The sequence below is a fragment of the Bradyrhizobium sp. CCGUVB1N3 genome, assembly GCF_024199925.1.
Lineage (GTDB): Bacteria > Pseudomonadota > Alphaproteobacteria > Rhizobiales > Xanthobacteraceae > Bradyrhizobium.
Genome location: NZ_JANADR010000001.1, coordinates 7,987,661 through 8,002,501, shown reverse-complemented (window position 1 = coordinate 8,002,501; position 14,841 = coordinate 7,987,661). Strand labels below are relative to the sequence as shown.

13 protein-coding genes and 2 pseudogenes are annotated in these 14,841 nt (G+C 59.5%); 4 read left to right on the top strand and 11 right to left on the bottom strand.

What is annotated here, in order from left to right; genetic code table 11:
* Nucleotides 1–529: 529 nt before the first annotated feature.
* Nucleotides 530–1,015 carry a hypothetical protein gene (locus NLM33_RS37920; protein ID WP_254103515.1) on the bottom strand — a complete coding sequence of 162 codons (486 nt, stop codon included), beginning with the start codon at nucleotides 1,013–1,015 and terminating at the stop codon, nucleotides 530–532.
* A gap of 963 nt (nucleotides 1,016–1,978) precedes the next feature.
* Here NLM33_RS37920 and NLM33_RS37915 point away from each other — a divergent pair.
* From NLM33_RS37915 to NLM33_RS37905, 3 genes and pseudogenes are all read left to right on the top strand, one after another.
* Entirely contained in the window at nucleotides 1,979–2,326 is a 348-nt protein-coding gene (locus NLM33_RS37915; protein WP_254103514.1) for a transposase, read from the top strand.
* A complete protein-coding gene (gene tnpB / locus NLM33_RS37910; RefSeq protein WP_254097333.1) occupies nucleotides 2,323–2,667 on the top strand; it encodes an IS66 family insertion sequence element accessory protein TnpB in 345 nt (114 codons plus the stop codon). Before NLM33_RS37915 ends, tnpB begins: the two co-directional genes overlap by 4 nt.
* 74 nt (nucleotides 2,668–2,741) lie before the next feature.
* Nucleotides 2,742–3,743: pseudogene (locus NLM33_RS37905) on the top strand (IS66 family transposase); the annotation flags it as partial.
* A 244-nt stretch (nucleotides 3,744–3,987) separates the two neighbouring features.
* On the opposite strand, the gene NLM33_RS37900 reads toward NLM33_RS37905, so the two are convergent.
* Nucleotides 3,988–5,013, bottom strand: a complete 1,026-nt coding sequence (locus tag NLM33_RS37900) for an IS110 family transposase (RefSeq protein WP_254103513.1) — start codon at nucleotides 5,011–5,013, stop codon at nucleotides 3,988–3,990.
* A 75-nt stretch (nucleotides 5,014–5,088) separates the two neighbouring features.
* Here NLM33_RS37900 and NLM33_RS37895 point away from each other — a divergent pair.
* A pseudogene (locus NLM33_RS37895) lies at nucleotides 5,089–5,700 on the top strand (transposase); the annotation flags it as partial.
* Nucleotides 5,701–6,130: 430 nt separating this feature from the next.
* Here the strand turns inward: NLM33_RS37895 and NLM33_RS37890 are convergent.
* The 9 genes from NLM33_RS37890 to nifH all read right to left on the bottom strand — a co-directional run bounded on the left by NLM33_RS37890 (nucleotide 6,131) and on the right by nifH (nucleotide 14,535).
* Complete coding sequence (locus tag NLM33_RS37890; protein ID WP_254103512.1) at nucleotides 6,131–6,943, bottom strand: class I SAM-dependent methyltransferase; 813 nt, start codon at nucleotides 6,941–6,943, stop codon at nucleotides 6,131–6,133.
* Nucleotides 6,944–7,122: 179 nt separating this feature from the next.
* Nucleotides 7,123–7,419 (bottom strand): ferredoxin family protein, encoded by a 297-nt coding sequence (locus tag NLM33_RS37885; RefSeq protein WP_254103511.1) that lies wholly within the window; start codon nucleotides 7,417–7,419, stop codon nucleotides 7,123–7,125.
* A gap of 38 nt (nucleotides 7,420–7,457) precedes the next feature.
* Nucleotides 7,458–8,765 carry an FAD-dependent oxidoreductase gene (locus NLM33_RS37880; protein WP_254103510.1) on the bottom strand — a complete coding sequence of 436 codons (1,308 nt, stop codon included), beginning with the start codon at nucleotides 8,763–8,765 and terminating at the stop codon, nucleotides 7,458–7,460.
* Nucleotides 8,762–9,892, bottom strand: coding sequence for an electron transfer flavoprotein subunit alpha/FixB family protein (locus NLM33_RS37875; protein WP_254103509.1), 1,131 nt, complete (start codon nucleotides 9,890–9,892; stop codon nucleotides 8,762–8,764). Before NLM33_RS37875 ends, NLM33_RS37880 begins: the two co-directional genes overlap by 4 nt.
* Nucleotides 9,893–10,570: 678 nt before the next feature.
* Entirely contained in the window at nucleotides 10,571–10,897 is a 327-nt protein-coding gene (gene nifW, locus NLM33_RS37870; RefSeq protein WP_254103508.1) for a nitrogenase stabilizing/protective protein NifW, read from the bottom strand.
* A 141-nt stretch (nucleotides 10,898–11,038) separates the two neighbouring features.
* Nucleotides 11,039–12,217 (bottom strand): homocitrate synthase, encoded by a 1,179-nt coding sequence (gene nifV, locus NLM33_RS37865; RefSeq protein WP_254103507.1) that lies wholly within the window; start codon nucleotides 12,215–12,217, stop codon nucleotides 11,039–11,041.
* Nucleotides 12,218–12,355: 138 nt separating this feature from the next.
* The gene (irrA, locus tag NLM33_RS37860) at nucleotides 12,356–12,751 is read right to left on the bottom strand and encodes an iron response transcriptional regulator IrrA (RefSeq protein ID WP_254103506.1); all 396 of its coding nucleotides are present in this window, start codon (nucleotides 12,749–12,751) and stop codon (nucleotides 12,356–12,358) included.
* Nucleotides 12,752–12,854: 103 nt separating this feature from the next.
* On the bottom strand, nucleotides 12,855–13,544 hold the full coding sequence (locus NLM33_RS37855) for a nitrogen fixation protein NifQ (protein ID WP_254106096.1): 690 nt from the start codon (nucleotides 13,542–13,544) through the stop codon (nucleotides 12,855–12,857).
* A 100-nt stretch (nucleotides 13,545–13,644) separates the two neighbouring features.
* On the bottom strand, nucleotides 13,645–14,535 hold the full coding sequence (gene nifH, locus NLM33_RS37850; protein ID WP_254103481.1) for a nitrogenase iron protein: 891 nt from the start codon (nucleotides 14,533–14,535) through the stop codon (nucleotides 13,645–13,647).
* Nucleotides 14,536–14,841: the final 306 nt, after the last annotated feature.

Below are 14,841 nucleotides of genomic sequence, written 5' to 3'. Positions count from 1 at the left end.
ATTTTCGACTTCTTTGCCTTGCTTCGATATCAGCTCGTTTGCGCGGGACCGAGTATCGCTCCACAGCGACCGACCTGCGCCTCTAGCCGCGGCATGCCAATTCGTGTCCTCTTGCTCGAATTTGGCCTGACTTGCCGGGTCAAGGGGCCGACTGGGCAGCCATGGCTGGGGTGTTTCCAGTACAATCGACGTACTGGCTGAACGCTTTGAAGCCGTTATATCCCAGCGATCTGTCGAAGAGCTGACCAAGGTCTTGGCCAGGTTCATGTCTAAAGGGGGCCGCGCAATACGAGCGCCGTGCATCTGAGCCGGCCCTCCTTCAATTCCATATGACGCGCGCAGAATGGCGTGCGGATCGACAACTTGCTGAGCCGCTGCAAGTGAGCGACTCCGCGGAACGACCGTCAGCGAGGACGCCCGCGTCGCCAGCAGGCACGCATAACTCCTGCAGCCTGCCAGCAATCAGAGACAAGTCAGCGACGTCTCACTATTTGCAAGTGGACAACGAGGGCTTCAGTTGACGAGCAATTCAGTCCGTAAACTCCAGCTTGAATCGACCCAATCCGGTGGGCGTGGCCGTGAATGTCACGGTCTTTTCTGGGAGGTCCGCCAAGGTACCGGAGGCAAACTTAAACGACGTCTTACCGTACGATTCGACGCCAACAGCTTTGTCGCCCTCTATGACAATGTAGCCGATGCCCTCCAACAGCTGCTCAGCCGCGAAGCCAGCGGGCGAGCGGTGAAGACCGAAAGAAGCCAAATAGGTTCCCTTCTCGTTATCACACTCAACGACAGATATTGCTGTGACTATGGCGTCCTTGAATAACCCATTTACGCCACGACACGTATATTGGAAGCTAACGATGTCGTGTTCATTCCGATCGCCGACCGGCTCTCGAGCCGTCGCGACTATGGTGCAGTCGTAGTGCCCGATTGTGTCCGCGCGCGCACCTCCACTCATCCCAATCAAGCCGAATACGGAACATACTGTAGCAACAAAGAAGGATTGTCTCATTTTGGCTATGTCTTCTGGAACCGGTTTTGCTCGCTACGTACAACTTGACGCAACGTCCGATTCAAGCCCTCTTCGGACGCGATCTCACCCCGATCGTGGTTCGGCACACCGCTTGCTTTCTTAGTCACGAAATCGACAGGTGGGCTTGGCGCGTTTCGGGGCTAGACATGAGCCGCCCTCGCCCTAGTTTCGACGGCCAATCAGCAAGGAGACAATGTGAAACCGCGCATTCGGGCGACCGCTGCGGCGGTCGCATTGGCTCATAGTCTCCGGCGTCTTGTCATCAGGGTGTACGAATACGAGACTGACGCCCATCACATCAGTATCTTGGTGCGGGAGGACCGAGTTAGCGGATATGATTACATGAGCCATAGTTGCGTCGGCGGCGATTTACCCAACCTACACCACCAGGGAGAGGGATCTCAGTTCGTGCTTATGCCGGCCGGCCCAGGGGCGTACAGCGGCTTTGATCACGACACCTCATCCTGCTTCTCAGTGAAAGTCACACATCGTGAGGCCCACATGTTCGACTACAAGGAAGACTCCTACTTCGCGTACAGCGTGTGATGATGTGCAGGAGCGCCTCCTCTGATGACAGGCGGGCGCCGATCACGAGCCGCAGATGATACGCTCGATGGCTCTCGATGTCGTAAGGTCCTGTTGCGGAGTGCCTGGCTCGCGAAAGGCGAATAGTCCAACGAGAGGCACACCGACTTGGCTTGCGGCAAATACAGTCTCTGGCGCACCCCATTTCGATCCCAAGAGCATTGAATGGCCTGAAATTAGGCGACGCCAGGCACAAGGTGGCGACCTTTGATGCGACAGGAACAGATGGTTTCGACCGTAAGCGGCAAAGAGACCCCATCTAGCGGAGTGAGTGAGCGATGGGCTATCGGCTGCTGAGTTTGCGAGCCGATGTGAGCTTCTATGTCTGCGCCTAGTTCTGGAACTAAAACCTTCCATATGATCGAAGCGGTCGCCGAGCGTGTTGAGGGAGCGCCGCGGCAGCTTCGCCGACGCTGGTCGGACGAGTTCAGGGCGCAAGTTGTGACAGAGGCACTGGAGCCTGGCGCGAGCGTATCGGCGATCGCCCACCGGATCGGCATCCACCCGTCGCAGCTGTTCGCTTGGCGCCGTGGTGCTCGGGCTGAGCAGCTTTTTCGCTCGCGGCACTCGGGTTGCGAGGGTGCGGTGGCTTCTGTGGCAGACGCAGTGATCGAGATTGCCATTGGCGAGATCGTCGTGCGCGCCGGCATGGATGTCGACGAGGCGCACTTGCAGCGGGTGATCCGGGCGGTCCGTTCGGCATGATCCCCTCTGGTGTGAAGGTGTTCCTGGCCAGCCATCCAGTCGACTTCCGCAGGGGTATCGATGGCCTTGTTGCGCTTGTGCGCGATGCCGGCTCAGATCCGTTCGACGGTGCGCTTTATGTCTTCCGGGCCAAGAGAGCCGACAGAATAAAGATCGTATGGTGGGATGGCTCCGGCGTGTGCCTCTATTTGAAACGTCTTGAAAAGGCGAAGTTCTGTTGGCCGCGGATCGGGCATCATCGGGTACAGCTCAGCCCGGCGCAGTTGATGGCACTGGTGGATGGGATGGATTGGAAGCGGGTCCGGACCGTGGCGGTCAAGCCGCCGGAGATTGTTGGGTAAAAGCACTGCGGCGAAGTGAATCAGTGAGCTGAAAGGGCGAGAGAACCGGAGCAAAATGTGCTCTGGTCGAGCCAATGACGGCGCCCGATCTCGACCTCCCGAATGACGTAGAGACGCTGAAGGCCATGGTGCTTGCCATGGCTGGGAAGGCGGCCCGCACTGATGCTCTTGAGAGCGAGGTCGCCGATCTCAAGGCCCGCAACGCCGATGCCGATGCGCGCATCGAGCGGCTGACGCAGATCCTGAAGGCCTTCGACCGCGCCCGGTTCGGCCGGCGATCGGAAAAGCTCGGCTCTGCGAATGGCGACGATGAACAGCAGGCCTTCGTCTTCGAGGAAATCGAGACCGGCATCGCAGCGATCAAGGCCCAGGTCAGCAAGGGCCGAGCGCAAGCGGACGGCAAGCGTGCACCTCGTGGGCGCAAGGGCTTTGCGCCCCATCTGGAACGCGTCGAAACCGTCATTGAGCCGGAAGAGCTGGCTGAGCATGCCGGCAAGCAGAAGGTGCTGATCGGCGAGGACGTGTCGGAGCGTCTGGATGTGGTGCCGGCGAAGTTCCGTGTGATCGTCACGCGCCGTCCCAGGTATGCCTTCAAGAACGCGGACGGCGTCATCCAGGCGCCGGCCCCGGCCCATATCATTGAAGGCGGCATTCCGACGGAAGCGCTTCTGGCCCAGATCGCCGTCGCCAAATATGCCGATGGCCAGCCGCTCTACCGGCAGGAGGCGATCTACGCTCGCGACAAGGTCGAGCTCGACCGCCAGTTGATGGCGCAATGGATGGGCAAGCTCGGCTTCGAGCTCGAGATCGTAGCCGACTACGTCTTCAGCGAAGTCAAGAAGGCCGAACGGGTCTTTGCCGACGAAACCACCCTGCCGACGCTCGCACCCGGCTCCGGATCGACGAAGACGGCCTACTTATGGGCCTATGCCCGAGATGACCGAACATTTGGTGGCAGTGGTCCCCCGATGGTGGCTTATCGCTTTGAAGACAGCCGCTCCGGCGAATGCACGGTCCGGCATCTCCATGGTTATCGGGGCATCCTGCAAGTGGATGTGTGTGGACGCCCCGGTAAATGCAAGCAAAATCTCACTTCGGTATAGGCATGTGGTCGGGTGCTGACGTGTGTCCGGCCTCGTGATGCGACTTCGACACGTCGCGGGCCCTTATGGAATGCGTGGATCGGATCCAATTCGGCTAAGCGTGCTTGTTGGCACTCATCGACTTAATGATTCTTCCAATCCAGTCTCTGACCGTTTGCCCATAATCCTCCGGTAGACCTTACCACATTCCCGACGTCTCGCGTCCCCTGATTCTGCGTTACGCAGTACCAGAAGCCGGAGCTTGATAGACGCCACCGTGGGCCATCAAGGCCCAAGCGATACGCGCCATTTTGTTTGCCAAAGCGACTGCGATCAGCTTTGGGGGCTTCTTCGAAACCATTCTCGCCAGCCAGGATCCGGCTGGCGCTCCATATCGTCTTGCCCAGCGCACCACGGCGGTTGCACCAAGAACAAGGAGGCGTCGAAGATCTCGTTGGCCCATCCTGGAGATTTGGCCGAGCCTGTCCTTACCTCCGGATGAATTCTGTTTAGGCGTGAGACCAATCCAGGCCGCGAAATCACGGCCTTTGGAAAAAGTCTCCGCCGAGGGCGCTAAGGCTTCCATCGCTGTGGCGCAGATTGCGCCGATGCCCGGAATGGTCATCAAGCGTGAGGCGACATCGTCCTCTCTGGCACGAACCCGTAGTCCCTTCTCCAGCTCTGCGATCTGCTCCGACAGGGATTCAATATGCTTTAGGAGATCCTGGCAAAGGCCGCGGACGAGATCGGGCAGGTCGTGATATGTTTCCATCAGCTCCTTCAAACGAGGGATGTGTCTGATACCCTGAGCGACGATCAAGCCGTATTCCATCAGATGTCCGCGTAACGCATTGATCGTCTGTGTTCGCTGCCGAACCAACAGGTCGCGAACCTTGAATGCCATGGAAGAAGCCTGCTTCTCGGCGCTCTTGACGCCGACGAAGCGCATCGTTGGGCGCGACGCGGCTTCGGCGATCGCTTCCGCATCTGCAGCATCGTTCTTCTGGCGCTTGAGGAATGGCTTCACGTAGGAGGGATTGATCAGCCGGACATCGTGACCGAATTTGCCGATCTCCCGTCCCCAGTAATGAGCACTGGCGCAGGCCTCCATCGCGACCACACAGCTTGGCAAGCTGGCGAAAAACTCGAGCAATCTGCCGCGGTTGAGCTTCTTGCGTAGAACAACCTTCCCGTCTGGCCCCGCGCCGTGGATCTGAAAGACGTTTTTTGCCAAATCCAAACCAATGATGCTAATCTCGTTCATGGACGTCCTCCTTACCGGGTCTTAAACACCCGCACTTTGGCACATTTGATGCCGTCGGGGGGCGTCCACTCCATCGGCTATGCCGCCTATAACAAATTGGCGCGCCCCGATCGCGGCAATGATGGCATCACATTGGCTGGCTGCTGGTCACACTGCAGGCGCAAGTTCTACGAGCTGCACGTTGCAGGGAGCTCGAGAGTGGCAACGACGACAATCGAGCGGATGGCAAAGCTCTGGCAGGTCGAGAAGACCGTGCGTGGTCGTGACCCCGACACACGCGTTGCCTCGCGCCAGCAAGCCTCCGCGGCGGTCGTTGCAGATCTCTTCGATCTCTGGGAGCAGACCTTGCGGCGAATCTCCAGCAAATCAAAACTGGCCGAGGCGATCCGCTACGCCGTCTCGCGCCGTGCCATCTTCGAACGCTTCCTGACCGATGGTCGCATCGAGCTCGATTCGAACATCGTCGAACGCGCCATCAGGCCGCAAACAATTACGAGAAAAATTAGTCTCTTCGCTGGTAGTGATGGCGGCGGACGGACCTGGGCGAGCGTCGCCACACTGCTGCAGACGGCGAAGATGAACCACGTCAATCCGTTCGCCTGGCTCACCCTAACGCTTCGGCGTATCGCCAACGGTTGGCCGAGTAGCCAAATCGACGCGCTTATGCCATGGAACCACGCCGCCTGACGGCCTCAGCTTGCCGCTTACTTTCGACCGGCTTCATGCGGGGATTCTAAAAACTAGGGGAAAACTACCTGCCACTAGGGCGTCGAAAGCACAGCGCTCTTCGGACAAACGTTGTTCGAGATATTGTCGCTCAAGGTCAGTCGGTTAACCTTCAAGCAAACCGCGATAGCGGTGGATGCGATTACGATGACTGCGCATGGCAGCAAGATCCTCGCTGATCGTCGTCGTCACAACTTTGTCCTGGCGTACATCGTTTGGTGGAGTGCGGTGGTGAGACACCGCTGAGCAACTTTCGTATCGTCTGCGTTCGCTGGTGGTCACTGTTCGCGCCGGCAGCCCAGGCGAGGACGGCTTAGGGCACGCCGCCCCCACGCGCTGCCGAACGGTCGCGGAACCGGCTTGAGTTGATACCAAGCGGCAGACTCAAGCTTCACTGCTTTCGCCCCCAAGCATGGAAGATGCGTGGCAGCCCGACGGTCGTGTCAGGCCTATCGAGGAACGCTTCGAGTTCGGCCGTAATGCCGCCGATCTCCTCGATGCTAGCGAGCCCCAGCTGACTCAGCGCGTCGCGAATGGCCGCGAAGGTCAGCAATGGAACTCGTTTGACGTCACCATTTCGCCCGTATGGCTGGACCATTGAGGAATGAACATCAGAGAAGCCAGCGGCTTCGAGAAGACGGAGAAGCCTGCGGCCGATCAAGGGGTCACCGCCACGTCGCCGCACCGCCTCAACAAAGAGTTCGCCTTTGCGCAGAAATGCAGCCGACGTCGGATCGCAGAACTCGCCGTCACAGTCGATATCCTGCACCACGATCATGCCCCCTGGACGGAGCGCCTCGTAGGCCTGTCCGAGCGCCTCGACAGGATCGACGAGATGGGTCAGCACGAACCGCACACTTACCAGCGACACGCCATGCACCGGCCAATGGTGTGTGACGTTTGCGCAGCAGAATTCGACATTGTGGATGCCACGCCGCCTCGCCTCTGCTCGCGCGAGGACGATTTTGTCTTCGTCGAAGTCAAGACCTATGACTTGGCCGGCTCGGCCGACTCTCTTTGCCAGTTCGAACGTCACATCGCCACCGCCACAGCCCGCATCGACAGCTGTGCAGCCCTCGAGCGGTTCGGATCGATCGAGCAGCAAGCGCGTCGGCTCAGCCAGCACACGGGCGATCACTGCAAGACGCGCCCGCCCCTCCCTCCCGCCCCTCAGGACGTAGGGGGCGCGATGTTCTGTCGTCATCAAACCCTCTGCGATGATTGAATTATATCAGCTCCGATCATGCGCAGAATCCTTAATAGGGCCTGCCATTCGGCCGAAGACCCGATTATTCTCGCGGTCTAGCCTGCGGCTAGTCCCACGGAAGGTGCCTCGAAGTTTGCACGTTGTTTCGGATCGTTGCGAAAGACGCCCGTATTGGCTTAGCCGAATTTGAACAACACGCCGTAGCCGCCTCGGGGATAGCTCCATTCGATGTCGCCGGTCTCCTCGCAGATGACCCGGCAAGTGCCGCATTCGACGCAGCCATCAACAGTGGCCTCTATTTGGCCCTGTTCGTTGAGTTCATAGCAGCGCGCCGGGCAGGCCTTCAGCATCGACAAAAGCTGCGGCGAAGGCTTGGTGTGCGGCCGCACCTTGATGTGGGGACGACCGGTATCGACGAGATAGCGGTTGTAGAATAGCTTGTCCTCGACACGCATGGATTGCTCGATCGACATCGTTTGGTCTCCGTCGTTGGTCGCTGCTGTTTTTCCGTTCACCGCCACGCGCGCATGAGGCGGAAGGCGTCGCCGAACAGGCCGCTCCGCGAGCGCGCCTTGGTGAACGATTTAAGTGTGAGCTTCTCCTTTTCGACTTTAGGCGTGCCGTCGACACGCAGAAAGTTCTCCATAGCCTTGGAGACGAGTTGCGGATAGGTCAGGAAGAAGTTTTGCGACCGGGTGTGCATCAGCGCTGGCATATCCTTGTACTTCCTTAGGTCCTTGATCACGAAGGATTCATCGAGCTTCTTCTTGTATAGCGCCAGGTTCTGCGGGAGCATCGGCTGGTTCCGCGACCTGATCTGAAGGATCGCTTCCGCCGCGATCCGGCCCGACGTCATCGCGAGGTTTGATCCTTCGCGATGAATTGTGTTGTTAAGCTGCGCGGCGTCGCCGACCACGACCCAGCCCTTGCCGTACAGTTGCGGGATTGCCTTGAAGCCGCCCTCGGGGATCAGATGGGCAGAATATTCCTTCACCTCGGAGCCTTCTATCAGAGGCGCGACCGAAGGATGCCGCTTGAAGCGATCGAGCAGGCCGTAAGGCGTCTCGCCGGTGCGCTGGAAGTCGGCGACCAAGCAGCCGATACCCAGCGAGATGCATTCCTTGTTGGCATAGATAAAGCCCATGCCGGTCATGCCGCGAGAGATCGTGCCTACGGCCTCGATCACCACGCCTTGGTCACCCCTGAGATTGAAGCGCGATTCAATGGTTTCCCGCGGCAGGAAGTGCATTTCCTTGACCGCGAGCGCAACCTTCTCGGGCTGCGGCCGCTCGCGCAGGCCAGCGCGTGTACCGAGCACGCCATTGACGCCCTCCGCCAGCACGACGACGTCAGCATGGATCTCCCCGTCGCGCCGATCGGTCCGTATGCCGATCACCTTGCCATGGACGTCTCGGGCCAGGTCTGTGACCGTCGTTTCGCATAAAACTGTGGCGCCGGCTTCGCGAACCTTTTGTGAGAACCACTTGTCGAACTGAGCGCGGATGATGGTGTATCGGTTCGGTTTCTCCTCGTTGAAGTCCTCGGAGCGGTAATGCAAGCCGGTGTGCGAGCGGTCGTCCATCATCCAGAAGCGCTGCTCGACCAGGTGTCGCTCAAGGGGGGCGTCGTCACGGAAATCGGGAACAAGCTTCTCCAGCATGTCGGCATAGAGGATCGCGCCCTGCACGTTCTTTGAGCCCGGATACTCGCCGCGCTCGAGCTGCAACACCTTCATACCGCACTCGGCCATGGTGAGCGCTGCCGCATTACCCGCCATGCCTGCGCCAACGACGATGGCATCGAATTTTTCCTCGATCATGATCGGGCTCCTTCGACCTGCTTACGGTCACGGGAATGTGGCGACAGCCGCGTGCGAAATGCGTCGGTGAGCGGCGGCAACAGATGTATGGCATCGGTAACGATGCCTATGTGAGCGAAGTCGAAAATTGGCGCGTTCTTGTCGGTGTTGATGGCAACGATGAGATCGGCCCCTTCGACGCCGACGCGGTGCTGGATCGCACCCGAAATGCCGGCGGCGATATAGAGTTTTGGTCGGATCGTCTTGCCGGTCTGGCCGATCTGGCGATCAGAGGTGACCCAGCCCTTCTGCACGAGCGGTCGCGAACTGCCGTATTCGGCCCCAAGCACGGTCGCGAGCTGGTGTACCAGCTGGAAGTTCTCCGGTGATCCGAGCCCAAGCCCGCCCGCAACGACCGCATCGGCATAAGCAAGATTTGATTTTGCTGAGTTCCGGTCGGGCAGGAAGGAGAGAACTTTTGTGACGATGTCGTCTTCGACGAGACCGAGTGGGTGGGTGATGATGCGGCCGACCGGGCGTGCGACACGCTTTGGCATCGGCATCACGCGGGGGCGGACCGTAGCCATTTGCGGACGGTAGTTCAGCGTGTAGATCGTGCAGAGTAAAGAGCCGCCGAAAGTCGGCCGAGTCGCAGCGAGCGATCCATCAACATCGACATCGAGCTCTGTGCAATCCGCAGTAAGCCCCGTAAGCAGGGTCGTGGCGACCGAGCCCGCGAGATCGCGACCGAGCGTCGTGGCTCCCAATAGCAGGATCTCCGGCTTGTAGGTGTTGACGACATCGGTAAGGGCCTTGGTGTAGGACTCGTTGCGATAGTCGCCCAAGAGATTGTGGGCGACCATGTATGCGAGGTTGGCGCCATAGCAGAAGGACTGGGCAGCGGCCTGCTGCGTCGCCTCACCCTCCGGGCCGATGATGACAGCAGCGAGATCAACCTTGAGCTTATCGGCGAGCTTACGGCCGGCACCCATGAGTTCCCAGGACACGGGGTGCACAACACCGCGTTCCTGCTCGACGAAAACCCAGACGTGCTTGTAAGCCTTAAAGCGATCGGGCAACTCCTTCTTGGTCGCAGCGCGCCCAGCAGCGGCGGCGGCCGGAGCGCGACTTTTGGGTGTAGAGCTCATGGAATTGGTTTCCTTACTTTGTTAGCCGAGCGCCCAGCCGCGGGATCGGCTTCCAGGTTCGTCTGGCGTTCGACGATCATCTCTCTCAGCACAGCGGCCGTTCCTCGCCGGATCGCGGTTACAGCTGCCTTTGCCGCGCCGCTTCGGTCCAAGGAAGCGTTGGCACCGACGGCAGGCTGCAGAGGTCATATTGCAGGAGCGAAAGCAGAACTTGGGGGTTGGGCTTCGCCCTCTGAAGCAAGACGGTCTTGCTCACGGCGGGCACTCGAGTCCGCGGGAAAGCCGCAACTTGCTTGTAGCAGACGTTGACATGCACGCGCTTCTCCAAGGCCTTGCTGCGAATAGAGACAGCAAGTGTCGTACCAACCGCGGGCGTGATCGAAAGTTGATATCAATACAGAGGCTTACGACCACGGCGACATGACTTTCGTCCAGCCGGAAGCACTAGAGCTGACAAGGATACGGCGACGCGCGTCGGAGACCGAACAGAGGTGTTAGGCGCATCCTATGGCCGCCTCCACGAAGAACATGGCCACCGCAAGGGAGTGTAAGCACGACGTCTCAAGTCAGAGGTCTCACAAATACACCGGCCTCCGAGCAATCTGGAACTACGCTGCATACTCCCGTCCTTGTGGGACGACCAGGACGGTTGAGACAACTTTTTAAACCCGAGTATGACTAAAGCGTCTCCAGTTGTACCAAGTTTGACGCTTTCTTCGCTTGTGGCGCGGTCGCTTCTTTGAGGACCTTGAAAACGCGTTGATCGATTGGGGAGGAGCCGACGAAGTCCGTGTATGCCCGCTCCAGCACGGCCTTACAGCGTTCCGCGACCGCTGCATCGGTCGCACCGGTCAAGTCTTCGTCTGCGAGATACTGCCCCATGCGCTGCAATATGTGGAGCCGAGCCACGTTGACAATTTTGGGGTCGTACTTGACGCCGAGTAAGTCAAAAAACTCCTCGGCCGCGGCCGCCTTGTTCAATCGCAGAAGGATTTCGTCAGCCATTCGTTTTCTCCATCTTTTCTTTCTACCGTGTGCAAGGATGGGTAGCCACGCATGCTCGTCAAACGAGGGGCAGACCGCTGGCGTGACGACTTAACGAGCTCCTCGATGACAGAAATGGCGACTATTCGGGACGTGGCGGCCTCACATTCCGTTGAGCATGGAGCGCTCGCGGACTTCGCGCCAGATCGCCATCACAGTCTCGCGCGCGACCCCGCCCTTATGCTCGACGGCATGCTGCCGAACGCGGGCAAGGATCGCCTTGCCTTCCTCAGCGCTCACGGAAACCTGCAATTCGTTCAGCAGCGCCGTGATCGCGGCTAGCCCTGAATGTTTGCCGACGACAAAACGGTTAGAGCGACCGAACAGCCGCGGATCGAGCGCCTGATAGCTGCGTTGGTCCTTCAGGAGGCCATCGACATGGATACCGGATTCGTGGGTAAAGACATGCTCACCGACGATCGCCTTATTGAGCGGAACGCTGCGAACGGCAGCGGCCGCGACAACTGCCGCGACATTGTCGAGGTCCGGGAGCACAACGCCCGTGTCGCATCCATAGAGCTGTTTGAGCGCGACAGCGACCTCTTCCAGAGGCGCGTTGCCCGCACGCTCGCCGAGGCCGATCACGGTCACCGAGGCATGCGTTGCGCCGGCCTTGATTGCGGCGAGCGTGTTAGCGGTCGCGAGGCCCAGATCGTCGTGGCCGTGGAATTCGATCTCGAGATCAGTGGCGGCACGTAGCGCGGCCACCAGCGCAAAGGCTGCGTCTGGGTCGAGCACGCTGAGCGTATCGGCGACACGAAAGCGCCGGGCGCCCGCGTCTTTTGCTGCGGTGATCAGCTGGATCAGGAAGTTGACGTCAGCGCGCGAGGAATCTTCGCCTCCGACTGCGACATCGAGCCCGTTGTCGCGAGCGTAACCGACGACCCGCCTCACCTGCTCGAGCGCGGCAACCCGGTCGGCGCCGAGCTTGGCCGCGATTTGCACGTCGGAGGATGGGATCGAGACATTGACCATTGAGACGCCGGAATCGATTGCCGCATCGACGTCGGAAGATTTCATCCGGCACCAACCAATGATTGTCGCGGCCAGGCCAGCTTCGACAATAGCGCGGATCGCGCTGACTTCGTCATGGCCCATCGCCGGCGTACCAGCTTCGATCTCGGTGATCCCGGCCTTTGCTAGCGCGCGCGCGATCGATAGCTTTTCCGCCGTTGAAAAGGCCACGCCGGGAGCCTGCTCGCCGTCGCGCAACGTGGTGTCGTTCAGGACTATCTGTCGTGTCTGCGAGCTGCCGAACAGCGTCGTTCTACCGAAGGCCATGTGCAGATTCCATCTTTCCGGCTGACTGGTGAGCAACAGCCGTGCCAGGGCGGTGGTTGACGAACTGCCTGAAATCACTCCACTTCTAGGCAGCGACTGAGGTTGCCGCAAATGTAACAATGTCGAAAGTCGGACATATCAGATGTCGGTTGGCTTACGGCGAATGTGGACGATGATGTCGAGCCGGGAGATCTCGCGGTCCGGTAAGGCCTCGGGCATCCGCGCGAGCTGGAGCTTTTCGGGGATGTCGATCAAAATGTCTTCGCCGACGAGATAGAAATGCGGGTGGATGCTGGTATCGATGTCAAAGAACGACCTTGAGCCGTCGGGCGTGATCCGGCGCAACAAGCCAGCTTGCGTGAAATGGTTCAGCGTGTTGTATACGGTCGCAACCGAGAGCTTGATGTTGGCTTCGATCGACTCGCTGAAGAGCATCTCGGCAGTGACGTGGCGGTCATCCCTTGCAAAGAGCAGCTGAGCCAGCAGCACGCGCCGGCGCGTCGGCCGCAGGCCCGCATCGCGCAGCCGCCGCATCCACGCTTTCGCGCAATTTCCGGCAAGGCCAAAGCGCAAGGGTCCAGGCATCGCAGCATGCGGGGGTCCTGCGCGGCTTCTGGCGGAGCGCATAGTCGATTGTTCACACCTGCGGATTTCCCTCGGCTCCGGCATGACTTTCTATTTCCCGCAAATGTTCGCGGCGACGCTCCGCCATCCGGCTCTCGCCGCTCTCCTCACCGAAACAGTGATTGAAGTCGCAGCATTGCGTACACACCGGCGTCGTACACATCACCAAACCTTCGTTCTCGCACAATCTGCGATAGAAGTAGCGCTTCCAGCGCATGTTTTTGGTGTTTTGCGCCGCCAGCGGCGCAAAATGGCGCATCAACAAGCGCGTCAACTCGGCCCGCTCGCGTAGTCCGAGATCTTCCCACAAATGGTTGGCTTCCATCGCACGCCTTGCGACCATGGCTGCGAGCCAGCGACTGATCTCGCCCTTGGCCGATCGCTGCCCGAGCAGGAGGTCGCGCAGCATGATCTCTTCGTCACTGGCTGAACCGGAGTTTTCCATCGCGGTGATGGTCCGCATCGCGGATGGGAAACATTGTGCCAGGAGTTCATTGAGTTCCTCCGCGGTCAGGCCCGTGCGCTCCGGAAGCGGCCCTCCATCCATTACAGCGGCACAAAGAACTGAGGCGAACACATGCCGGTCAAACTTGTCATTATCCCTTACGTCTGCGTCTGCCGGATCGCAGCCAATTAGAGCATGGTAGAGTTCAATTCCGACAAGCTGCCTGTCAGCGGGGGTCCCACCCGGCGGATTCGACATCCCAGCGATTGGACCCTCTTGCGCTGCAGTCACGGACAACTCCACTGGTTGGATCCTATCAGTCTTGATGCGCGCCTCCTTTGGAGGCCGGCAAGATGGATTACGCTGACAGCGCGGCGAGCTCGGAAGCAGTCTTACCGACTTGGCTTTCATCGATCGGCTTCATGATGCCGTGCTCCATCAGCATGTCCTCAAGCTCGTCCATGCTGATCGGGGTCGGGATGATGCCCTTGCCGCCATTGTTGTGGATTTTGGTCGCAAGATTGCGATAGTGGTCCGCCTGCTTGGAGTCCGGCGCATACTCCAGCACCGTCATGCGGCGCAGCTCGGCGTGCTGGACGACGTTGTCACGGGGCACGAAGTGGATCAGCTGGGTGCCGAGCTTCTTGGCGAGCGCGTCCGCCAGTTCCAGTTCCTTGTCGGTTTGGCGCTCGTTGCAGATCAAGCCGCCCAGCCGCACGCCGCCCGAATTGGCATACTTCAGAATGCCCTTGGAAATGTTGTTGGCGGCATACATCGCCATCATCTCGCCGGACATGACGATATAGATCTCTTGCGCCTTGTTCTCACGTATCGGCATTGCAAAGCCGCCGCAGACGACATCGCCGAGCACGTCGTATGACACGTAATCGATGTCCTCGTAGGCCCCGTTCTCTTCCAGGAAGTTGATCGAGGTGATGACGCCCCGGCCGGCGCACCCGACGCCCGGCTCCGGACCACCGGATTCGACGCAGCGAATATCCTTGTAGCCGACCTTCAAGACGTCCTCGAGCTCGAGGTCCTCGACGCTGCCGGCGCTTGCCGCGAGACTCAAGATTGTGTCCTGTGCCTTGGCGTGCAGGATCAGGCGGGTCGAGTCCGCCTTCGGGTCGCAGCCGACGATCAGGATCTTGTGCCCCATCTCGGCGAGTGCGGCGAGCGTGTTCTGCGAGGTCGTCGATTTGCCGATACCACCCTTGCCATAAAACGCGATTTGTCTCAGTGAAGCCATGTTGCTCTCCATCAACCGATTGCCAATGATTTCGCGTTGGACTTACGCGAGATTATTTCTCTCTCAGAAACGTGGGCACACGGGCGTCGGGAAAGAGAACAGCGCTCGCCATAGGCGCCGGCGTGGCCTCAGCCCTCACTCGCAGTTGCGACATCCAAATAGCAACTAGCCAAGTAGCAACTAGCGTGCCATTCGCCGCGCGTGCTTTAAGCGCCTGGCCATGCTCGAAAATGGTTGACAGACGCAATCGACGGGCGCTGCGCCGAACCTTTTGTTGTTCTGTCAGAAACAGGACAAGGATTGCGG